This window comes from Citrobacter sp. GW821-FHT02E08 (assembly GCF_059421685.1).
In genome coordinates this window covers 108,043-129,578 of record NZ_JBWKVL010000006.1, presented here as the reverse complement: position 1 = coordinate 129,578, position 21,536 = coordinate 108,043, and the positions used below count along the sequence as shown (strand labels likewise).

Below are 21,536 nucleotides of genomic sequence, written 5' to 3'. Positions count from 1 at the left end.
AAGCAGAAGACCTTCTGGCTATCATGCCGCGAGGCTGCCGGATGGCGCTACAGTTTACAACGCCTTATCCGGCAAGCCGGGGGTTAGCGGTTCTCGATCGACTGGCGTAACGTACCGGCTGGCGCATCAACGCTGCCGCCCACATAGCGTACATCGTCAATCACCCAGCACTGGCCTTCATGAATCATCAACACTTCATCACGCCAGCTTTGCGTCCCCTGTTTTTGCTCTACGCGCAGCGGAATATTACGTGCATCACTATTCGGAATAGTCGACGCGCTGGCAACGCTGGCGCTATCCGGCAGCGCAGAGCGGCTTGAGAACGGATCGCTGCCCATCAACTGACTGTGATTCTGATCGCGACTGGCATCGGTCAGTAATTTCGCCAGATTATCGCTCAGGTAAGGGCGAAGAGCGGTAATGTCATTGTTACGGTGCTGGATGCGGTAATCATAGAACTGTTGAGCCACGCTGTCCGGGCCGCCTTCTACGCAGGAGCCGCTACGCGAACCATTGTCCTTGTATGCGGGGGTTACGGTCGTTGTACAGGCGCTGAGAAGCAGCGCGCAGGGAACAAGCAGGGAGAGTGTGCGGTAGCGCATAGTGATTTCCTTATTAAGCTTTCTGCATAAAAGCTGTCTACGATAATGAATAATATCTTTTCAATGATAGCGTATCGGTCCGATAATGCTTTTGAGATCGAGTGCTTAGGCAAATAAGGAGACCAACATGCAGTTTTCGACTACCCCAACGCTGGAAGGACAGAGCATCGTGGAATATTGCGGTGTAGTGACCGGAGAGGCGATTCTCGGCGCTAACATTTTCCGCGATTTCTTTGCCGGCATTCGCGATATCGTCGGTGGCCGTTCCGGTGCCTATGAGAAAGAGTTGCGTAAAGCGCGTGAAATCGCCTTCCAGGAACTGGGCGAACAGGCGAAAGCGCTGGGCGCAGACGCGGTGGTTGGCATCGACATCGATTACGAAACCGTCGGCAAAGACAGCAGTATGCTGATGGTGAGCGTCAGCGGTACGGCAGTGAAAACACGCCGATGAGACGTGGGTTGTGGCTCATCGCGCTCACGCTGCTCTTAGCGGGATGTGCGGGTGAGAAAGGCATCGTCGATAAAGCCGGGTATCAACTGGATACCCGTCGCCAGGCGCAGGCGGCGTATCCGCGTATCAAAGTGCTGGTTATCCATTACACCGCGGATGATTTTGATTCTTCCCTGGCGACGCTGACCGATAAAAACGTCAGTTCGCACTACCTGATCCCTGCCGTCCCTCCGCTTTATGGCGGCAAGCCGCGGATCTGGCAGCTTGTGCCTGAGCACGATCTGGCCTGGCATGCGGGGATCAGCTACTGGCGAGGCGCCACGCGTATCAACGACACCTCAATCGGCATTGAACTTGAGAATCGCGGGTGGCAAACGTCAGCGGGAACAAAGTATTTCGCTCCCTTTGAGCCCGCGCAGATCCAGGCGTTGATCCCGCTCGCGAAAGAGATCGTCACCCGCTATGACATCAAACCGCAGAATGTGGTGGCGCATGCGGATATTGCCCCACAGCGCAAAGACGATCCGGGACCGCTCTTTCCGTGGCGTGAGCTGGCGGCACAGGGCATTGGCGCGTGGCCAGACACCGCTCGAGTGACGTTTTATCTGGCCGGGCGAGCGCCGCACGCCCCCGTGGATCCCGCCGTATTGCTGGATTTACTGGCGCGCTACGGCTATGAGGTGAAACCAACGATGACGCAGCGCGAACAGCAACGGGTGATTATGGCGTTCCAGATGCACTTCCGCCCGGCGTTATGGAACGGCGTGGCGGATGCAGAAACGCAGGCGATTGCTGAAGCGCTACTGGAAAAGTACGGGCAAGATTAACGCGGCAGCTTACCGTGGTCGCGAAGCCAGGCGGCGGTGCGTTCAATCCCTTCGTCCAGGGTAATGACGGGCTGGTAACCCAGCTCTTCCTGCGCACGAGAGGTATCCAGCGTAAAGTCGAAGTTCAGCTTCGACACGCCGTAGTGCGTTAATTTGGGCTCTTTCGCTGATTTATTGCCAAAGCGTTCCATACTGCGGGCGATCATATCCAGCATCGGGTAGGGCACGGAGCGAATGCGGCAATCAATATTTAACTCAGCAATGAGTTTCTGCACGATGCTGCGCAATGTGCGGTGTTCACCGTTGGTGATGTTATAGACGCGACCCGACGGCAATGAATCACAGGCGTCCTGACTGGCCAGCCACATGGCATGGATGGCATTTTCGTAATAGGTCATGTCCACCAGCGCGCTGCCCCCGTGCGGCAACAGGATGCTACCGTAATGGTACATCATGTGCGCCAGACGCGGGATAAACACCTTATCGTGGGGGCCAAACAGACTTTGCGGACGCAACACGGTAAACCGCGTTTGCGGATTGGCTTGCGCTAACAGGCTGATCACCTCTTCGCCAGCGGCTTTACTGCGTGCGAACTCATTTGCGAATCGGTGAGGGCGGAAGTCCTCTTTGATGTCGCGATGGTGGTGGTAATCGAAATACAGTGAGGGGGAAGAGATATGAATAAAGTTGCGCACGCCCCAGGCAACGGCCCATTCACCCAGGCGACGGGTAGCGCGAACATTGGCCAGATCGAAGGCTTCCTGCGTTCCCCACGGTGAGGTAAAACTGGAGCAATGCCACAGTGTGTCAATACCTGCGAGCATCACCTTGGCTTGCGAAGAGACCAGTTCGGTCAAATCCGCATGCACGAATTCTGCCCCCATCTTCTCCAGCAGCTTCCCCATCGCTTCATTGCGACCGGTGGCTCTGACGCTGATGTCTTTATTGCGCAAAAACTCAACCGCGTTTCGACCTAAGCCGCTGGTGGCGCCGGTAACCAGTACCTTCATATCAATCCACTGTGTTTAATAAAACGTCGTGCGCATTCTTCCGTGAATTACGTCTGTATGCAATGGGAAACATGAAACAATACAGTATGTTTTTATTACTAATCTGTGATTTGTTCCGCAAGTCTGGCAATTCGTTTCGCCATACCGCGAAAAATAAACAGATGCGCGGGGATCATCAGCAACCAGTAGAAGAGTCCGGGCATTCCGTGCGGATGCCACCAGGCACGCACATCTATCTGTCGGTGGTCGCCTTTGTCTTCGAGTGTAAAACTCAGACGACCCAACCCCGGGGCTTTCATGCCAAACAGCAACGTGAGTTGTTTTTCTGGCTCGACGATGATCACTTTCCAGCTGTCTACCGTATCGCCCACCTGCAAAAGCTCACGCGCGGGTCGACCTTTTGCCAGTTTATGGCCGATCAGCCTGTCCATCAGCGCCCGGGTCTGCCACAAAATATTGCCGAAGAAGTAACGCTCTTTCCCGCCGAGACGGTTCACCACCTGCCATAACGCTTTCAGACTGGCGGGGGTCTTGACGGTAAAGCCAGCCTGTTTGGCAAAATAACCGTATTCCGGACGCCAGCGGGCAAACGCCAGGGCGTCGTATCCCCAGTCGCTGGAGTTCACCAGCTTTTCCTCTTCTTTCAGCGTACTGCGAACGGCATCGTCAAAGGTGATGAGCGTTTGCGGTATCAGCGCGCGCAGTGCGGTGTCGTCGGCCAGCAGATCGTGTTTCAGCCCCTGTATCAATGCTTTTGCTGTGGTGGGCGGCACCGAAGTAATGACGTTTAAGAACCAGACTGAAATCCAGCGGGTCGGGAAAGGGATGGGAATCAGCAGTCGGTGTTTGCCGCTGACGGCCATAAAGTGCTCAAACTGTTCCTGATAGCTCAGTACCTGCGGTCCGGCAGCTTCGAGAATGCGATGTTCGCGGGCAGGATGGTCCAGCAGTGCCACCAGATAGTGGAGTAAGTTTTCCAGCGCAATGGGCGTGGTGCGTGAGCGTACCCAGCGCGGCGGCGTCAGCACCGGCAGGTTATAGACCATGTCGCGCATCACTTCGAAGGCGGCGGAACCGGCTCCGACAATAATACCGGCGCGCAACTCGGTGACCGGTACGCCGGAATCACGCAGGGTTTCCGCCGTGAGCTGCCGCGCGCGCAAATGTTCAGACTGCTCATGCACGGGAGCCTGCAACGAACTAAGAAAAATCAGCTGTTTGACCGGGGTGTTTCGCAGCGCATCGCGGACGTTCAGCGCCACCTGACGTTCATGGGCGATAAAGTCGCCTTTTTCGCCCATGCCGTGAACCAGATAGTAAACCATATCGACCCCTGCCAGCAGGGGGGCGAGATTATCCGGCCAGTTCAGATCAACCTTATGGCAACTGACATTCGCCAGTTGTTGTTTTTCCAGTCGTTCTATACGACGTGCCGCCGCCAGCACCTGATGCCCCTGTTGGCTGAGTACCTGCACCAGATGTTGACCAATATAACCACTGGCGCCAAGCACCAAAATTCGTTGCGGCACGTCTGTCTCCTTAGCGATGTAAAAAAGCGCGCCAGTGGGCGACAACGTCGGCAAGCTGCTCGCGCGATACGTCCAGATGCGTGACCAGACGCACAATCGGCGAAGCATTGATCAGCACGTCGTGCGCGCGCATATGCTCGCCTAATGCGGCGGCATTCTCTTCGCCAACGCGGACAAACAGCATGTTGGTGTCGTGGCGCATTACATCCGCCCCGGCTTCGCGCAGTTGCTCTGCCATCCAGGCGGCGTTGTCGTGATCGTCCTGTAAACGTGCGACGTTATTTTTCAGTGCATACAGTCCGGCGGCTGCCAGAATTCCGGCCTGGCGCATGCCGCCGCCGGTCATCTTACGCCAGCGGGTTGCGCGTTTAATATAGTCATGGCTGCCGACCAATAAAGAGCCGACCGGCGTTCCCAGACCTTTCGACAGACAGATGGTGAATGAATCGCAATACTGCGTGATCTCTTTGAGCTCGCAGCCATAAGCGACCACGGCGTTGAAAATACGCGCGCCGTCAACGTGCAGCGCCAGACCGCGTTCGCGGGTGAACGTCCACGCCTCTTTCAGATACTCGCGCGGCAGCACTTTCCCGTTGTGGGTGTTTTCAAGGCTGAGCAGACGGGTACGGGCAAAATGGATATCGTCCGCTTTGATCTTTGCCGCCACCTTATCCAGCGGTAGCGTACCGTCGGAGGCGGCATCGATAGGCTGAGGCTGAATGCTGCCCAGCACCGCGGCACCACCGGCTTCATACAGATAATTGTGCGCTCCCTGACCGGCGATATACTCTTCGCCGCGCTCGCAGTGGCTCAGCAGCGCCACCAGATTCGCCTGGGTGCCGGTGGGTAAAAAGAGTGCCGCTTCTTTGCCGGAAAGCTCGGCGGCGTACTGTTGCAACGCGTTAACGGTGGGGTCATCTCCGTACACGTCGTCCCCGACCGGGGCGGCCATCATTTCTTCAAGCATGGCGCGACTCGGACGGGTAACGGTATCACTGCGTAAATCGATCATTGCACATTCCTGGTGTTTAAAAGGCGATGTGCATTGTTTTACCTGAGCCAGTTGGTTTTTGCCAGTTCGATCACTTCGTCGCCGCGTCCGCTGATGATCGCGCGCAGCATGTACAGACTAAAACCTTTGGCCTGCTCCAGTTTAATTTGCGGTGGAATGGCCAGCTCTTCTTTCGCGACAACCACGTCGACCAGCACCGGACCGTCGATGGACATCGCTCTTTGCAGAGCCTCATCAACGTCTGAGGCTTTTTCCACGCGAATGCCGGGAATGCCGCAGGCTTCGGCGATGCGGGCAAAGTTGGTGTCGTGCAGTTCGGTGCCGTCAGTAAGATAGCCGCCTGCTTTCATTTCCATCGCCACAAATCCCAGTACGCTGTTGTTGAAGACGACAATTTTCACCGGCAGTTTCATCTGCACAACAGAGAGAAAATCACCCATCAGCATACTGAAGCCGCCGTCGCCGCACATCGCCACCACCTGACGCCCCGGCGCGGTCGCCTGTGCGCCCAGCGCCTGCGGCATCGCATTGGCCATTGAACCGTGGTTAAACGATCCGAGCAGGCGGCGTTTGCCGTTCATTTTCAGGTAGCGCGCCGCCCAGACGGTGGGTGTGCCGACATCGCAGGTGAAGATGGCGTCATCGGCGGCGAAATGGCTGATTTGCTGCGCCAGATACTGCGGGTGAATGGCTTTGTCGCTCGGTTTTGCCAGGTCGTCCAGCCCTTTACGCGCGTTGCGATAGTGCTCCAGCGCCTTATCGAGGAATCTGCGGTCGGTTTTTTCTTCCACCAGCGGCAGCAGCGCGCTGAGCGTTGATTTGATATCGCCAACCAGCGCCATATCGACCTTGCTGTGGGCGCCGATGCTGGCGGGGTTGATATCTACCTGAATAATTTTGGCGTCAGCGGGATAGAAGGCGCGATAGGGGAACTGGGTGCCGAGCAGGATCAGCGTGTCGGCATTCATCATGGTATGAAACCCGGAGGAAAAGCCGATAAGCCCCGTCATGCCTACATCGTAGGGGTTGTCGTATTCGACATGCTCTTTCCCGCGCAGGGCGTGAACAATCGGGGCTTTGATTTTGGCGGCAAACTCGACCAGCTCTTTATGGGCGCCTGCGCAACCGCTGCCGCACATCAGCGCAATATTGCTGGAATAGCGTAACAGCTGCGCCAGTTTTTTGAGCTCTTCGCCATTAGGTGTGACAACGGGTTGCGGCGCGTGGTACCAGTGCGTACTGGCGCCCTCTGGCGCAGGTTTCAGCGCGACATCGCCCGGCAGCACGACAACTGAAACGCCGCGATTCAGCACCGCCTTACGCATTGCAATCGCCAGAACCTGTGGGATCTGTTCTGGGCTGGAAACCAGCTCGCAATAGTGGCTACATTCACGGAACAACTCTTGCGGGTGGGTCTCCTGGAAATAACCGCTCCCTATTTCGCTGGAGGGGATATGAGCGGCAATGGCCAGCACGGGAACGTGATTGCGATGACAATCGAAAAGACCGTTAATCAGGTGCAGGTTACCCGGACCACAGGAGCCCGCACACACCGCCAGTTCGCCAGTAAGCTGCGCTTCCGCGCCAGCGGCAAAAGCCGCTACCTCCTCATGGCGGGTCGACATCCATTCAATCGTTCCCATGCGATTAAGGCTGTCACTCAGACCGTTCAGTGAGTCGCCCGTCACACCCCAGATACGTTTCACGCCAGCCTGTTCAAGGGTTTTGGCAATAAAAGTAGCAACGGTTTGTTTCATGGTTTTCCATCTCCTTAAATGTGATACCGGTTACAAGTTTAGTCGAAGATGGCGGTTGTGCTTTTTATTTTCCCTTTGTTTTGTATGGGTTTAACGCGTTGTGCCGTGCTGCGCGAAGCATAAAAAAACGGCCACCGTTTCCGATGACCGTTTCCGTTGTGGGCCGAATAAGGCGGTTTACGCGAGCACTAAATCACCCTGTGGATGGCAGGAACAGGCCAGTACATAGCCTTCGGCGATCTCTGCATCGGTCAGCGTCATGGTGCTGGTGACCGTGTAGTTACCATCCACCACTTTGGTTTTGCAGCAACCGCATACACCGGCACGGCAGGCGACGGTGAGCGGTATGTTATTGCTTTCCATCGCTTCCAGCAGCGTGGTGCCGACCGGCGCATAAAACGCTTTTGCGGGCTGTAGCTTGGTGAACTTCAGACCGTCGGTTGCGGCTTCAGCGACAGGCGTGAAGAACTTCTCTTTAAAGAAGCGGGTGACGCCGAGCGCCTTTACTTCCTGCTCGACCAGATCCATATACGGCGCCGGACCACAAGTCATAACGGTACGAGACGTCAGATCAGGAACACGTTGCAGCAGTTCAGTGGTCAGGCGGCCTGACACAAAACCGTCGGTGGCATCATTTTCAGCGACCAGCGTTACCGGATACTGACGCCACTCCTGCGCGAAAATGACATCCTGCGGCGAGCGCACGTTATAGATAACCTGCACATCGGCCTGCGGGCGATATTTTGCCAACCAACGGCGCATTGACATGATCGGCGTCACGCCGCAGCCTGCCGCCAGCATCAGGAATTTCTCTTCGGCTTTATCTTCGCAGGTAAAGTCGCCCATCGCATCGGAGAGCCAGAGGTAGTCGCCGCGTTTGACATCACGGGTTAACCACTGTGAGCCCGCACCGTCATCAATACGGCGAACGGTCAGCGTAATGTACTCACTGACGCCCGGCGTGGAAGAGAGAGTGTAAGCACGCAGTGTCTCTGCCGAGTTGCGTACGCTGACCAGCGCATACTGTCCGGCGCGGTACGGATAATAGTCGTGGCACAGCAACGAAATCGTCCAGACATCCGGGGTTTCCTGATGAATGTGATGAACCTGCATCCGCCATGGGCACTGATGGGTTGGCATTGTCATGATGTAACTCCTTACGCGCTCAGCAGTTGCTTCATATCTTCTTCAACGGTGGTGACGGAACGCAGACCAAATTTCTCGTTGAGTACGGCCAGCAGGTCCGGGGTGAAGAAGCCTGGCGCTGTAGGGCCGGTGACGATGTTTTTCACACCCAAAGACAGCAGGGTCAGCAGGATCACAATTGCTTTCTGTTCGAACCAGGAAAGCACCAGAGACAGCGGCAGATCGTTCACGCCACAGCCCAGTTTTTCCGCCAGCGTGACCGCCAGAATAATGGCTGAGTATGCGTCATTACACTGACCTGCATCAACCAGACGCGGCAGACCTTCGATATCGCCGAAGTCCAGTTTGTTGAAACGGTATTTGCCACAGGCCAGGGTCAGGATCAGACAGTCGTCCGGTACGCTGGTGGCGAAATCGGTGAAGTAGTTACGTTCACCGCGCGCGCCGTCGCAGCCGCCGACCAGGAAGATGTGGCGCAGTTTTTCACGGCTCACCAGATCGATCAGCGTATCCGCAGCGCCCAGCAGCGTCTGACGACCGAAACCGACGGTGATCAGGTGCGGGATCTCACTGTACGGGAAGCCTGCCATCTGCTGCGCCTGAGCGATAACCGGACCGAAGTTGTCACCTTCGAGGTGGCTAACGCCCGGCCAACCGACGATGCTGCGGGTCCAGATACGGTCGTCATACGCGCCAACGGTCGGGTCGATGATGCAGTTAGAGGTCATCACGATAGGGCCTGGGAAGCGGGCGAACTCTACCTGCTGGTTCTGCCAGCCGCTGCCGTAGTTACCGATCAGATGTTTGAATTTACGCAGTTCCGGGTAACCGTGCGCAGGCAGCATTTCGCCGTGGGTATAGACGTTAACGCCGGTGCCTTCGGTTTGCTCCAGCAGGTTGTAGAGATCTTTCAGGTCGTGACCGGAGATCAGAATACATTTGCCTTCGGTGGCTTTAACGTTGACCTGAGTCGGTGTTGGGTGACCGTATTTGGTGGTTTCACCGGTATCCAGAATGCTCATCACTTTGAAGTTCATCTGACCGATTTCCATTGAGCACTCCAGCAGAGCGTTCATATCGGAAGGCCAGGTGCCCAGCCACGCCATAATTTTGTGGTACTGTGCGTAGATATCGTTGTCGTACTGACCGAGTACGTGCGCGTGCTCCATGTAAGCCGCAGCACCTTTCAGGCCGTACAGGCAAAGCAGGCGCAGGCCGAGAATGTTTTCGCCAATGGTGGCTTTGTCTTTATTCGGGGTAAATTCAGCGGCCTGACGTTGCAGCGCGCCCAGATCGTCGCTCGCCAGTTGCAGGTCAGCCATCGGGTTGTTGACGGTGGCGTTGGCGTCGATATTCAGACACTGTGCTTTCAGCGCTTCACGCATCGCGATGGCTTCGCGGGCGTAGCCGACAATGCGGGGTGAATCGAAGTTAACGTTGGTCAGCGTGGAGAAAAACGCACGCGGCGCAAAGTTATCAATCTCGTGGTCAATGATGCTGTATTCACGGGCTTTAACGGCCCATGCAGACAGACCTTGTAGGGAGGCAATCAGCAGATCCTGCAGATCGGAGGTTTCAGCCGTTTTACCGCACATACCCTGCGCGTAAGAGCAGCCGTTTCCTGCCGGAGTACGGATGGTTTGTTCACATTGCACACAAAACATGGTCACACCTTTTAAAGTTATATTTAATATACATCTTTAAGATTATGCCTGTGCGCGAAGGGATAAAAGGGATTTCTGATACAACTTGCAGGGAGATTGATTTAGCGCAATTTTGGCGGTAGGGCTCTACCGCCAGGGAGGTATCAGGCGGAGAAAAACGCCATCAGGATGGGTACCAGCAGACTCAGTATAAAACCGTGAACAATCGCGGCGGGGACCATCTCCAGACCGCCAGTGCGCTGCAATACGGGCAGGGTAAAATCCATCGACGTGGCGCCGCACAACCCTAGTGCGGTAGAACGGCTACGACGGACTAAACCTGGGATCAGCATGATGGCTACCAGCTCTCGCGCCAGATCGTTAAAGAAGGCGGAACTGCCAATGACCGGGCCGAAGGATTCGGTGAGCAGGATGCCCGAAAGGGAATACCAGCCGAAACCGGATGCCATTGCCAGCGCGGTGTTGAGAGGCAGGTCGAGAATAAACGCATTGATCAGGCCACCCACCAGGGAGCTGGCAACCACCACGACCGCGACAATCATTCCCCGGCGATTCAGCACAATTTGTTTCAGGGTCATGCCGCTGTTGCGTAATTGAATCCCCACCAGGAACAATAAAAAGATCAGCGTATATTCGCTGGCTTCGGTCGCGTGTTGTAAAAAAGCCAGCCCGCTGAGACCAAGCGCAAAACCGAGCACCACGACGCCGCATAATTTAAGTGACTCCAGCGCCATAGCAATACGAGACGGCAGTTTTTCCTGCTGGTGGTTGTGCCGCCACGGTATTGAGCGTTCCAGCCACAGTAAGGCAGCAATATTACACAGCAAAATAACGGTAATACTGACGGCAGAGTAATAAAAAATAGAGAACAGATTACTGGCGAGGTTATCCAGAAACGCCAGACTAATACCCATAAAGAAAAGGATGAGATAAACCATCCAGCTCAGCATCCGATTAATCAGGATTAATGCGGCTTTCTGTCGAAGAGGAACGAGGTAGCCCACCATCAGCGGGAGCAGAATGATTAAGAGTCCTGAAAACATGAACAGCCGGGTCCTTTAATGAGAATCTGTTTAGCGCCAGTGACACTACCCAATTCCGGCTGTGCAGTCAAAGAGCAAAATAAAAGCCGGGTAGCTTACGCCTTACCCGGCTTACATTCTTATTGCAATTTACGGACCTGTAGGTCAGATACGCTAATTGCTATCTGACACTGCAGCGCGTGCATTAATCAGTATCCGTGTCGCGTTTTTCCAGCAGCGTGCGGTAGATAAGACCACCGAGGATGCCGCCGATGATTGGCATCACCCAGAACAACCACAGCTGTTCCAGCGCCCAACCGCCCTGGAAGAGGGCAACAGCGGTACTACGTGCCGGGTTAACGGACGTATTGGTCACTGGAATACTGATTAAGTGAATCAGGGTCAGCGCAAGACCAATCGCAATAGGCGCAAAGCCTGCCGGTGCGTTTTTATCGGTTGCGCCGTGAATCACTAATAAGAAGCCGGCAGTCAGGACAATTTCAATAACAATCGCGGAAAGCATTGAATAGCCGCCTGGCGAATGTTCACCGTAACCGTTTGATGCAAAACCACTGGCGGTTGCATCAAAGCCTGCTTTACCGCTGGCAATAAGGTAAAGCACTGCCGCTGCAATAATGCCGCCGACGACCTGAGCGATGATATAACCAATAACGTCTTTTGTCGGGAAACGACCGCCAGCCCATAAACCTAACGTGACTGCCGGGTTAAAATGACCACCCGAAATATGACCGACAGCAAATGCCATGGTTAAAACGGTCAGACCAAATGCCAGCGCAACACCGGCAAATCCAATACCTAATTCAGGAAATGCTGCTGCCAGAACGGCACTCCCGCAACCACCAAAAACAAGCCAGAATGTACCAAAACATTCGGCCGCTAATTTTCTGAACATATCCACCTCAATTTAAAAAATTGGTCATGATTTCTCATACCAACCGTATTTATCGCCATAAAAGGGTGACGATAGAATGCATGAACCGGTATTTTAAAAACTAACGCCACCCAATCACCAGTTAAATAAATCTACGAAATTTGATTTAGGGCAATGTGCAGCTATTCCTTGTGCCAATTTTCCATAGACACAGTGTAGTGCATTTTCACCCGAAGGTAGTTTCGTTAAATTTAATATAATTCACTGACTTAACTATTATATTGTTATGATATTGTTGAAATGTGACAGAGCGAAGTATTTTGTGTGACTCGTACATAATTCAATCAGTTGCCTGTTGTGAACGTGCGGACATCACATCAGTCGTGAGATTTTACCGTTATACTGCGGATAGCTTAATGGATTAGTGACTCTTTTCTGGAGGAAACATGATTCTCGAACGTGTTGAGATTGTGGGTTTTCGCGGGATCAATCGACTGTCGTTGATGCTGGAGCAAAACAACGTACTGATTGGGGAGAACGCCTGGGGTAAATCCAGTTTGCTGGATGCGCTGACCCTGTTGCTGTCGCCGGAATCCGATCTTTATCATTTCGTCCGCGAAGATTTCTGGTTTCCTCCCGGCGATATCCAGGAGCGGGAACACCATCTGCATATCATTCTTACGTTTCGCGAATCGCAACCTGGTCGCCACCGGGTGCGTCGTTACCGCCCGCTTGCTGACTGCTGGACACCGTGTCGCGACGACTATCACCGCATTTTTTATCGTCTGGAAGGCGAATGCGGTGAAGACGACAGCGTCATGACGTTGCGCAGTTTCCTTGATGGCGACGGACATCCATTACCCGTTGACGATATTAACGACCAGGCCCGGCATCTCATTCGCCTGATGCCGGTACTGCGCCTGCGCGATGCGCGTTTTATGCGCCGGATCCGTAACGGTACGGTGCCCGATATGCCCGATGTGGAAGTGACCGCCAGACAACTGGATTTTCTGGCCCGGGAACTGGCGATGCGTCCCCAGAATCTGACCGATGGTCAGATACGCCAGGGGCTGTCGGCGATGGTGCAATTGCTGGAACATTACTTCTCTGAACAAGGTGCCGGGCAATCACGCTATCGCCTGATGCGTCGGCGTTCGAACAACGAACAACGAAGCTGGCGGTATCTGGACATCATCAACCGGATGATCGACAAACCCGGCGGGCGTACCCATCGGGTGATTCTGCTGGGACTGTTTTCAACGTTATTACAGGCAAAAGGCACCCTGCGGCTGGATAAAGATGCGCGGCCGCTGTTGCTGGTGGAAGACCCGGAAACGCGGTTGCATCCCATTATGTTGTCGGTCGCCTGGCAGTTGTTGAATCTTCTGCCGCTGCAACGTGTGGCCACCACCAATTCCGGTGAGCTGCTGTCGCTCACGCCGGTGGAGCATGTTGTTCGTCTGGTGCGTGAATCCTCGCGCGTGGCGGCGTGGCGGTTGGGACCCGGCGGGTTGAGTGCGGAAGATGGACGACGCATTGCCTTTCATATTCGTTTCAACCGCGCCTCTTCTTTATTTGCGCGCTGTTGGTTGCTGGTCGAGGGTGAAACTGAAACCTGGGTTATCAACGAACTGGCGCGTCAATGCGGGCATCACTTTGACGCTGAAGGGATCAAAGTGATTGAGTTTGCCCAGTCCGGTTTAAAACCACTGGTGAAATTCGCCCGACGTATGGGGATTGAGTGGCATGTGCTGGTCGACGGCGATGAAGCAGGGAAAAAATATGCCGCTACGGTGCGCAGTTTGCTTGAGAATGACCGGGAAGCGGAGCGTGAGCATCTCACCATATTACCTGCGCTGGATATGGAACATTTTATGTACCGGCAGGGATTTTCAGATGTCTTTCACCGGGTGGCGCAGATCCCGGAAAATATTCCGATGAACATGCGCAAGATTATTTCGAAAGCGATCCATCGCTCATCGAAACCGGATCTCGCCATTGAAGTCACTATGGAAGCAGGGCGGCGCGGCGTTGATGCAGTACCGACCCTGTTCAGAAAGATGTTCTCACGTGTGCTCTGGCTGGCGCGCGGTCGGGCCGATTAACGGCGGAACAAATCTGACATTTGCGCCTGAATAGCGTCCAGCATCTGATAGCGACGACGGTATTCTGCGCGCTTCTTGCTGGCAATTTCCGACATGTCCTTGCGTGTGAGCGTGCAGGGAAGGTGGTAATACCCTTTCTCATCGCACTCCCCTCCGCAGGAAGCCCAAAAGGCATTGTAGTCGGCGTGAATATTGTCCTCTTTATCGCGATAGCGCAGGCTACGGTAAATGTGCGTTTCGTTGCTTACAGCCAGAATTTGTTGGACCTGTAAACGTTCGGCGAATTGGCATACGGCCTCCATGACCAGACGTTTGGGAAATAATCCATGACAGGATTTGGTCGCGCTTTGAATGGCTTCATGGGGGAGCTCGCGCTTGCCGCCCTGTAGCCCGCCAATAAACAGGGTTCGTTTCCCCTGATATTCACACAGCGTGAAAGTGATTTCCGCCAGCGTATCGCCGTCACCGTTACGCACGAGCAGGGTGCTGTCACCCTCTTTATCGAGAGAGATCATCATGGTCAACTCAAGGGTGAAGATTTCCCCATTTTTACCTTCCAGTTGCGCCAGCTGTAGCCCGGATGTATTCATATATGTTCTTAATTCTTCGGGCGTCATAAACCTATGCAGCAGGGCGTAATGATAACGCAATGCTTCCAGTAATTGTTTGCGGCCAAGATTTGCCGCAAGGTAGGGGCGATGAAGGCGAACCGGGAGTCGCGGTTGTCGCGTCAGTAAGACGTTAAGATCCGGCCACTGTGAAAGCTCGGCCATCCATTCACGACTCAAGCGGGGCATCAGCAGGGAGCGCAACATAAATTTCCGCCGGAAACTGCGTTGATGCCAGAATTTGCCCGGGCGCCACAGGCCGCGGGTCAGACTGAAAAATAACCCCAGACTCGTTATGGGGCGAGAAGGAGAGAAAGCATTTTCGGTGAGCTGCGACATATTCAACCATCCAATAAAAAGGTGTCGCATGGATTTCACCATCAGCATACTTAACCAAATATCAATAACTCTGTTACTCTCATTGCCTTTCAATACTTGTTTATTATTGGTTGATGTTGGCTCAATCACTCTGGCGCAATAGACGGGGAATTCAGGATTTTTATGAACATCAAGGGAAAACTAAAAAAGCGGTATCTGCTGGCGATAGGGGTCATTATCGTGGGGCTGATTGCTGCCTGGAGAACACTGAATGCGCCGCTGCCTAATTATCAGACGCTGATTGTTCGCCCCGGTGACCTTCAGCAAAGCGTACTCGCCACCGGGAAACTGGATGCGTTACGTAAAGTGGATGTCGGGGCACAGGTCAGCGGGCAGCTGAAGACGCTGTCGGTGGCCATTGGCGATAAAGTCAAAAAAGACCAGTTACTCGGCGTTATCGATCCGGAACAGGCGCAAAACCAGATTAAAGAAGTCGAAGCCACGCTGATGGAACTGCACGCTCAGCGACTTCAGGCGCAAGCCGAATGGAAACTGGCGCGCGTGACGTACTCTCGCCAACAGCAACTGGCAAAAACACAAGCCGTCTCGCAGCAGGATCTGGACACTGCCGCCACGGAGATGGCCGTTAAGCAGGCGCAAATCGGCACCATTGACGCGCAAATTAAGCGCAATCAGGCCTCTCTTGATACCGCGAAAACCAACCTGGATTACACCCGTATTGTGGCGCCGATGGCGGGGGAAGTAACGCAAATCACCACTCTGCAAGGGCAAACGGTTATCGCCGCCCAACAGGCGCCGAACATCCTGACGCTGGCGGACATGAGCACCATGCTGGTGAAAGCGCAGGTGTCGGAAGCGGATGTCATTCATTTGAAACCGGGGCAAAAGGCCTGGTTTACCGTGCTTGGCGACCCTCAGACGCGTTACGAAGGGGCGCTGAAAGACGTTCTGCCGACGCCTGAAAAAGTCAACGATGCCATTTTTTACTACGCCCGTTTTGAAGTGCCCAATCCGAATGGCGTTTTGCGTCTCGACATGACGGCTCAGGTTCATATTCAGCTCACCGACATTAAAAATGTGCTGACTATTCCACTCTCAGCGCTGGGCGACCCGATTGGAAATAATCGCTACAAAGTCACCCTGCTGCGCAACGGCGAAACCCGTGAACGGGAAGTATCGATTGGCTCGCGTAATGATACCGATGTGGAGATCGTCAAAGGCCTGGAAGAGGGTGATGAGGTCGTTACCGGTGAGGGCAAACCGGGAGCCGCGCAATGACGGCATTGCTTGAACTGAACGATATTCGCCGTAGCTATCCGTCGGGAGAGGAGCAGGTGGAGGTGCTTAAAGGCATCTCGCTGCATATTCAGGCGGGTGAAATGGTGGCGATTGTCGGTGCTTCAGGCTCGGGTAAATCCACGCTGATGAATATTCTGGGGTGCCTGGATAAACCCACCAGCGGCACCTATCGGGTGGCGGGGCGGGATGTTTCTACCCTCGACAGAGACGCGCTGGCGCAGTTGCGGCGTGAACACTTTGGCTTTATTTTCCAGCGTTATCATCTGCTCTCACATTTGACGGCGACGCAAAACGTCGAGGTGCCGGCGGTGTATGCCGGAACCGAACGTAAACAGCGTCTGGCGCGCGCCCAGGATCTCCTGCAACGGCTGGGGCTGGGGGATCGCATGGATTACCAGCCATCCCAGCTTTCTGGCGGGCAACAGCAGCGTGTCAGCATCGCCCGCGCGCTGATGAACGGCGGACAGGTTATCCTGGCGGATGAGCCTACCGGGGCGCTGGACAGCCGTTCTGGCGAAGAGGTGATGGCCATTTTGCATCAACTGCGCGATCGCGGTCATACGGTCATTATCGTTACTCACGATCCGCAGGTCGCGGCACAGGCTGAACGGGTGATTGAAATCCACGATGGCGAGATTGTGCGTAACCCGCCGTCGAAAAAAACGGTCAGCGGTGAGAGTATCGCCGAGTCTGCCGTTAAGACCGCCTCCGGCTGGAATCAGTTTGTCAGCGGTTTTCGCGAGGCGCTGACCATGGCGTGGCTGGCAATGGCGGCCAACAAAATGCGCACGTTGCTCACGATGCTGGGGATCATCATCGGTATCGCATCGGTGGTGTCGATTGTGGTGGTGGGCGATGCGGCAAAGCAACTGGTGCTGGCGGATATCCGTTCCATCGGAACCAATACTATCGATATCTATCCCGGCAAAGATTTTGGCGATGACGACCCGCAGTATCAGCAGGCGTTGAAATACGACGATTTGACGGCGATTCAAAAACAACCCTGGGTCAGTTCCGCGACGCCTGCGGTTTCGCAGAATCTGCGCTTACGTTATGCAAATATCGATGTGGCGGCCAGCGCCAATGGCGTCAGCGGAGATTATTTTAACGTTTACGGGATGAGTTTCAGCGAAGGGAATACCTTTAATCGTGAACAGTTAAACGGGCGGGCGCAGGTGGTGGTGCTGGACAAAAACACCCGGCGCCAGCTATTTCCGAACAAAACTACCGTGGTGGGCGAAGTTATCCTGGTCGGCAATATGCCTGCCACGGTGATTGGGGTGGCGGAAGAGAAACAGTCGATGTTTGGCAGCAGTAAAATCCTCAGAGTCTGGCTGCCGTACAGCACAATGTCAGGGCGGGTGATGGGGCAATCGTGGCTGAATTCGATTACGGTTCGCGTGAAAGAAGGTTTTGACAGTGCTCAGGCGGAACAACAGCTCACCCGTTTATTGACGTTACGCCACGGTAAAAAGGATTTCTTCGCCTGGAACATGGACGGCGTCCTGAAAACGGCTGAAAAGACCACCCGTACCCTGCAACTGTTTCTGACCCTGGTGGCGGTGATCTCGCTGGTCGTCGGCGGGATAGGCGTTATGAACATTATGCTGGTTTCGGTGACGGAACGTACGCGGGAGATCGGTATCCGGATGGCGGTGGGGGCGCGCGCCAGCGACGTGCTACAGCAGTTCTTAATTGAAGCGGTGTTGGTGTGTCTGGTGGGCGGAGCCTTAGGCATTGGCCTGTCGATGTTGATCGCCTTTACGCTGCAACTGTTTTTACCCGGCTGGGAAATAGGTTTCTCGCCGATAGCCCTGATTACCGCTTTTTTGTGTTCAACATTTACCGGGATTTTATTCGGTTGGTTACCGGCGCGAAACGCCGCCCGACTGGATCCTGTCGATGCGCTGGCCAGGGAATAATGTGTTGTATTCCTTCAAAAATAAAAATGCCAGCCCTGGGGGCTGGCATTTTGACTGCAGGATGTACACAATGAGACAGAAGAGCTATGCGACAGCTTCTGCTTCAATGATAGGCACGATGACACTGGCGTGATTGCCTTTTGGCCCCTGGTGAACATCAAACTGGACAGATTGTCCGGCTTTTAGCGTTCTGTAGCCATCCATCTGGATGGTAGAGTAATGGGCGAAAATATCTTCGCCGCCGCCTTCAGGGCAAATGAAACCAAACCCTTTGGCATTGTTGAACCACTTAACAGTACCCGTTTCCATGCTTCGACATCCTTCGTAAATCTTATATAAGTAAGATGGAATGAACCGGTGGTAGAGCGGAGGCTGTTCAAAACCTCGCCAACTCTCGAGAGTACAATTTAGAGAAATCAGGCGAGCCGTCAAGCATTTGGCGGGGGGGGTAGGGTAAAAATGAATCAAAATTTTGAAGCAGTTAACGCTATTGCCGGGTAATGTGACAGATGTCGCGGATGACAGTGATAGATGATAGTTATCTATTAATTGAGGTAAATTACTTGTGCGCATAAGCTCTTGTCAGCGGCAGAGTAACTGCCGGTAACCGTAACCGAAGATGACGACTGACAATGGGTAAGACGAAAGACTGGCTGGACTTTGACCAGCTTGCGGAAGATCAAGTGCGCGACGCGCTAAAACCGCCATCTATGTATAAAGTGATATTAGTCAATGATGATTACACTCCGATGGAGTTTGTTATTGACGTGTTACAAAAATTCTTTTCTTATGATGTAGAACGTGCAACTCAATTGATGCTCGCCGTTCACTACCAGGGTAAGGCCATTTGCGGAGTCTTTACCGCCGAGGTTGCAGAAACCAAAGTGGCGATGGTGAACAGGTATGCGAGGGAGAACGAGCATCCATTGCTGTGTACGCTGGAAAAAGCCTGAATGCAGGCATAAAAATTGGGGGAGGTGCCTATGCTCAATCAAGAACTGGAACTCAGTTTAAACATGGCTTTCGCCAGAGCGCGCGAGCACCGTCATGAGTTTATGACCGTCGAGCACTTGTTACTGGCGTTGCTCAGTAACCCATCAGCCCGCGAAGCGCTGGAAGCGTGTTCCGTGGATCTGGTTGCGCTCCGTCAGGAACTCGAAGCCTTCATTGAACAAACCACACCCGTTCTGCCTGCCAGCGAAGAAGAACGCGACACGCAGCCGACGTTGAGTTTTCAGCGTGTGCTGCAACGCGCCGTCTTCCACGTTCAGTCCTCCGGTCGTAGTGAAGTTACCGGCGCTAACGTACTGGTCGCTATTTTCAGCGAACAGGAATCACAAGCGGCCTATCTGCTGCGTAAGCACGAAGTCAGCCGTCTTGATGTGGTGAACTTTATTTCTCACGGCACGCGTAAAGATGAGCCGAGTCAGTCTTCTGACTCAGGCAACCAACCGAATAACGAAGAGCAAACTGGCGGGGAGGAACGTATGGAGAACTTTACGACTAACCTTAACCAGCTTGCGCGCGTGGGAGGGATCGATCCGCTGATTGGCCGTGAGAAAGAGCTGGAGCGTGCCATTCAGGTTCTGTGCCGCCGCCGTAAGAATAACCCGTTGCTGGTGGGTGAATCCGGTGTCGGTAAAACGGCGATTGCCGAAGGACTGGCCTGGCGTATTGTCCAGGGTGATGTGCCGGAAGTGATGGCGGATTGCACCCTCTACTCACTGGATATTGGCTCGCTGCTGGCAGGGACCAAATATCGCGGTGACTTTGAAAAACGCTTTAAAGCGCTGCTGAAACAGCTGGAACAGGACACTAACAGCATCCTGTTCATCGATGAGATCCACACCATTATTGGTGCGGGGGCGGCATCGGGCGGCCAGGTGGATGCGGCAAACCTGATAAAACCGCTGCTCTCCAGCGGCAAGATCCGCGTGATCGGTTCTACGACCTATCAGGAATTCAGCAACATTTTCGAGAAAGACCGTGCTCTGGCGCGTCGCTTCCAGAAAATCGATATTACTGAGCCGTCGGTGGAAGAGACCGTGCAGATCATTAACGGTCTGAAACCGAAATACGAAGCGCACCATGATGTTCGCTATACCGCGAAAGCGGTGCGGGCGGCGGTAGAACTGGCGGTGAAATATATCAATGACCGTCATCTGCCGGATAAAGCGATTGACGTGATCGACGAAGCAGGGGCGCGTGCGCGTCTGATGCCGGTCAGCAAGCGCAAAAAAACCGTCAACGTGGCGGATATTGAATCCGTGGTAGCGCGTATTGCGCGTATCCCAGAGAAGAGCGTCTCGCAGAGCGATCGCGACACGTTGAGAAGTCTCGGCGACCGTCTGAAAATGTTGGTCTTTGGCCAGGATAAAGCCATTGAGGCGCTGACCGAGGCCATCAAGATGAGCCGCGCAGGACTGGGGCACGAGCATAAACCTGTCGGTTCATTCCTGTTCGCCGGACCTACTGGCGTGGGTAAAACCGAGGTCACGGTACAGCTCTCCAAAGCGCTGGGGATTGAACTGCTGCGCTTTGATATGTCCGAGTATATGGAGCGTCACACCGTCAGCCGTTTGATCGGTGCGCCTCCGGGATATGTCGGTTTCGATCAGGGTGGTTTGCTCACCGATGCAGTCATCAAACATCCGCACGCCGTGTTGCTGCTGGATGAAATCGAGAAGGCCCACCCGGATGTCTTTAACCTGTTGTTGCAGGTGATGGATAACGGTACGCTGACCGATAATAACGGCCGCAAAGCGGATTTCCGCAACGTGGTGCTGGTGATGACCACTAACGCCGGCGTGCGTGAAACTGAGCGTAAATCCATTGGCCTCATTCATCAGGACAACAGTACGGATGCGATGGGTGAGATTAAGAAAGTCTTTACGCCGGAATTCCGTAACCGTCTCGACAATATTATCTGGTTCGATCACTTGTCTACCGAGGTGATTCATCAGGTTGTTGATAAATTTATTGTCGAGTTGCAGGTTCAACTGGATCAGAAAGGTGTCTCCCTGGAAGTTAGCCAGGAAGCGCGTGACTGGCTGGCTGAGAAAGGCTACGACCGGGCAATGGGTGCACGCCCAATGACTCGCGTGGTGCAGGACAACCTGAAAAAACCGCTGGCTAACGAGTTGTTGTTTGGCTCGCTGGTGGATGGTGGTCAGGTGACTGTCGCCCTCGATAAAGAGAAGAATGAGCTGACGTATGGTTTCCAGAGTGCGCAAAAGCACAAACCAGAAGCCGCGCATTAATATCTTATCGTCTGATGAACCGGGCCACTGAGCCCGGTTTTTTTATGCCTTTTTTATGTCGGATGGCGGCATACGCCTTATCCGAACTACG

The 21,536-nt window shown here is 54.1% G+C and carries 18 protein-coding genes; 7 read left to right on the top strand and 11 right to left on the bottom strand.

What is annotated here, in order from left to right; translation table 11 throughout:
* Positions 1-83 precede the first annotated feature (83 nt).
* Positions 84-602 (bottom strand): lipoprotein, encoded by a 519-nt coding sequence (locus tag AC07UY_RS10510; RefSeq protein ID WP_494659466.1) that lies wholly within the window; start codon positions 600-602, stop codon positions 84-86.
* 127 nt (positions 603-729) lie between these two features.
* Here AC07UY_RS10510 and AC07UY_RS10505 point away from each other — a divergent pair, with 127 nt between their 5' ends.
* Complete coding sequence (locus AC07UY_RS10505) at positions 730-1,053, top strand: heavy metal-binding domain-containing protein (protein WP_001160726.1); 324 nt, start codon at positions 730-732, stop codon at positions 1,051-1,053.
* Positions 1,050-1,880 carry an N-acetylmuramoyl-L-alanine amidase gene (locus AC07UY_RS10500; RefSeq protein ID WP_494659467.1) on the top strand — a complete coding sequence of 277 codons (831 nt, stop codon included), beginning with the start codon at positions 1,050-1,052 and terminating at the stop codon, positions 1,878-1,880. Before AC07UY_RS10505 ends, AC07UY_RS10500 begins: the two co-directional genes overlap by 4 nt.
* Here AC07UY_RS10500 and AC07UY_RS10495 read toward each other — a convergent pair.
* The 8 genes from AC07UY_RS10495 to aqpZ form a co-directional block, all read right to left on the bottom strand.
* Positions 1,877-2,890, bottom strand: coding sequence for a 3-beta-hydroxysteroid dehydrogenase (locus tag AC07UY_RS10495; protein WP_494701146.1), 1,014 nt, complete (start codon positions 2,888-2,890; stop codon positions 1,877-1,879). The genes AC07UY_RS10500 and AC07UY_RS10495 overlap by 4 nt on opposite strands.
* 98 nt (positions 2,891-2,988) lie before the next feature.
* Complete coding sequence (locus tag AC07UY_RS10490; protein WP_494701145.1) at positions 2,989-4,419, bottom strand: SDR family oxidoreductase; 1,431 nt, start codon at positions 4,417-4,419, stop codon at positions 2,989-2,991.
* Between the two features lie 10 nt (positions 4,420-4,429).
* A complete protein-coding gene (gene ltaE / locus AC07UY_RS10485; RefSeq protein WP_203358319.1) occupies positions 4,430-5,431 on the bottom strand; it encodes a low-specificity L-threonine aldolase in 1,002 nt (333 codons plus the stop codon).
* 38 nt (positions 5,432-5,469) lie between these two features.
* Positions 5,470-7,188 (bottom strand): ubiquinone-dependent pyruvate dehydrogenase, encoded by a 1,719-nt coding sequence (poxB, locus tag AC07UY_RS10480; protein ID WP_494659470.1) that lies wholly within the window; start codon positions 7,186-7,188, stop codon positions 5,470-5,472.
* Positions 7,189-7,365: 177 nt separating this feature from the next.
* Positions 7,366-8,334 (bottom strand): NADH oxidoreductase, encoded by a 969-nt coding sequence (gene hcr, locus AC07UY_RS10475; protein ID WP_192611734.1) that lies wholly within the window; start codon positions 8,332-8,334, stop codon positions 7,366-7,368.
* An 11-nt stretch (positions 8,335-8,345) separates the two neighbouring features.
* Positions 8,346-9,998, bottom strand: a complete 1,653-nt coding sequence (gene hcp, locus AC07UY_RS10470; RefSeq protein WP_494701144.1) for a hydroxylamine reductase — start codon at positions 9,996-9,998, stop codon at positions 8,346-8,348.
* Positions 9,999-10,141: 143 nt separating this feature from the next.
* Entirely contained in the window at positions 10,142-11,041 is a 900-nt protein-coding gene (locus AC07UY_RS10465; protein WP_192611736.1) for a LysO family transporter, read from the bottom strand.
* Between the two features lie 184 nt (positions 11,042-11,225).
* A complete protein-coding gene (gene aqpZ, locus AC07UY_RS10460; protein ID WP_494659473.1) occupies positions 11,226-11,933 on the bottom strand; it encodes an aquaporin Z in 708 nt (235 codons plus the stop codon).
* Positions 11,934-12,358: 425 nt separating this feature from the next.
* Here aqpZ and AC07UY_RS10455 point away from each other — a divergent pair, with 425 nt between their 5' ends.
* Complete coding sequence (locus AC07UY_RS10455) at positions 12,359-14,017, top strand: ATP-dependent endonuclease (RefSeq protein ID WP_203358313.1); 1,659 nt, start codon at positions 12,359-12,361, stop codon at positions 14,015-14,017.
* Here AC07UY_RS10455 and AC07UY_RS10450 read toward each other — a convergent pair.
* A complete protein-coding gene (locus AC07UY_RS10450) occupies positions 14,014-14,964 on the bottom strand; it encodes a VirK/YbjX family protein (protein WP_494701185.1) in 951 nt (316 codons plus the stop codon). The two genes, AC07UY_RS10455 and AC07UY_RS10450, sit on opposite strands and share 4 nt — an antisense overlap.
* 162 nt (positions 14,965-15,126) lie before the next feature.
* On the opposite strand from AC07UY_RS10450, the gene macA reads away from it, so the two are divergent.
* Both macA and macB read left to right on the top strand, forming a co-directional pair.
* A complete protein-coding gene (gene macA, locus AC07UY_RS10445) occupies positions 15,127-16,242 on the top strand; it encodes a macrolide transporter subunit MacA (protein ID WP_203358312.1) in 1,116 nt (371 codons plus the stop codon).
* Positions 16,239-18,185, top strand: a complete 1,947-nt coding sequence (gene macB, locus AC07UY_RS10440) for a macrolide ABC transporter ATP-binding protein/permease MacB (protein WP_494701143.1) — start codon at positions 16,239-16,241, stop codon at positions 18,183-18,185. Before macA ends, macB begins: the two co-directional genes overlap by 4 nt.
* 84 nt (positions 18,186-18,269) lie before the next feature.
* On the opposite strand, the gene cspD is transcribed toward macB, so the two are convergent.
* Positions 18,270-18,494, bottom strand: coding sequence for a cold shock-like protein CspD (gene cspD, locus AC07UY_RS10435; protein WP_162379603.1), 225 nt, complete (start codon positions 18,492-18,494; stop codon positions 18,270-18,272).
* A 323-nt stretch (positions 18,495-18,817) separates the two neighbouring features.
* On the opposite strand from cspD, the gene clpS reads away from it, so the two are divergent.
* Positions 18,818-19,138: an ATP-dependent Clp protease adapter ClpS gene (clpS, locus tag AC07UY_RS10430; RefSeq protein ID WP_192611741.1), complete on the top strand. Its 321-nt coding sequence runs from the start codon at positions 18,818-18,820 to the stop codon at positions 19,136-19,138.
* Between the two features lie 30 nt (positions 19,139-19,168).
* Positions 19,169-21,445: an ATP-dependent Clp protease ATP-binding subunit ClpA gene (clpA, locus tag AC07UY_RS10425; RefSeq protein WP_494659475.1), complete on the top strand. Its 2,277-nt coding sequence runs from the start codon at positions 19,169-19,171 to the stop codon at positions 21,443-21,445.
* Positions 21,446-21,536 lie beyond the last annotated feature (91 nt).

What these genes read in the sequence shown, in the direction of transcription:
- AC07UY_RS10510 (WP_494659466.1), bottom strand. Translation starts at nt 602, where the DNA reads ATGCGCTACCGCACACTCTCCCTGCTTGTTCCCTGCGCGCTGCTTCTC.
- AC07UY_RS10505 (WP_001160726.1), top strand. Translation starts at nt 730, where the DNA reads ATGCAGTTTTCGACTACCCCAACGCTGGAAGGACAGAGCATCGTGGAA.
- AC07UY_RS10500 (WP_494659467.1), top strand. Translation starts at nt 1,050, where the DNA reads ATGAGACGTGGGTTGTGGCTCATCGCGCTCACGCTGCTCTTAGCGGGA.
- AC07UY_RS10495 (WP_494701146.1), bottom strand. Translation starts at nt 2,890, where the DNA reads ATGAAGGTACTGGTTACCGGCGCCACCAGCGGCTTAGGTCGAAACGCG.
- ltaE (WP_203358319.1), bottom strand. Translation starts at nt 5,431, where the DNA reads ATGATCGATTTACGCAGTGATACCGTTACCCGTCCGAGTCGCGCCATG.
- poxB (WP_494659470.1), bottom strand. Translation starts at nt 7,188, where the DNA reads ATGAAACAAACCGTTGCTACTTTTATTGCCAAAACCCTTGAACAGGCT.
- hcr (WP_192611734.1), bottom strand. Translation starts at nt 8,334, where the DNA reads ATGACAATGCCAACCCATCAGTGCCCATGGCGGATGCAGGTTCATCAC.
- hcp (WP_494701144.1), bottom strand. Translation starts at nt 9,998, where the DNA reads ATGTTTTGTGTGCAATGTGAACAAACCATCCGTACTCCGGCAGGAAAC.
- AC07UY_RS10465 (WP_192611736.1), bottom strand. Translation starts at nt 11,041, where the DNA reads ATGTTTTCAGGACTCTTAATCATTCTGCTCCCGCTGATGGTGGGCTAC.
- aqpZ (WP_494659473.1), bottom strand. Translation starts at nt 11,933, where the DNA reads ATGTTCAGAAAATTAGCGGCCGAATGTTTTGGTACATTCTGGCTTGTT.
- AC07UY_RS10455 (WP_203358313.1), top strand. Translation starts at nt 12,359, where the DNA reads ATGATTCTCGAACGTGTTGAGATTGTGGGTTTTCGCGGGATCAATCGA.
- AC07UY_RS10450 (WP_494701185.1), bottom strand. Translation starts at nt 14,964, where the DNA reads ATGTCGCAGCTCACCGAAAATGCTTTCTCTCCTTCTCGCCCCATAACG.
- macA (WP_203358312.1), top strand. Translation starts at nt 15,127, where the DNA reads ATGAACATCAAGGGAAAACTAAAAAAGCGGTATCTGCTGGCGATAGGG.
- macB (WP_494701143.1), top strand. Translation starts at nt 16,239, where the DNA reads ATGACGGCATTGCTTGAACTGAACGATATTCGCCGTAGCTATCCGTCG.
- cspD (WP_162379603.1), bottom strand. Translation starts at nt 18,494, where the DNA reads ATGGAAACGGGTACTGTTAAGTGGTTCAACAATGCCAAAGGGTTTGGT.
- clpS (WP_192611741.1), top strand. Translation starts at nt 18,818, where the DNA reads ATGGGTAAGACGAAAGACTGGCTGGACTTTGACCAGCTTGCGGAAGAT.
- clpA (WP_494659475.1), top strand. Translation starts at nt 19,169, where the DNA reads ATGCTCAATCAAGAACTGGAACTCAGTTTAAACATGGCTTTCGCCAGA.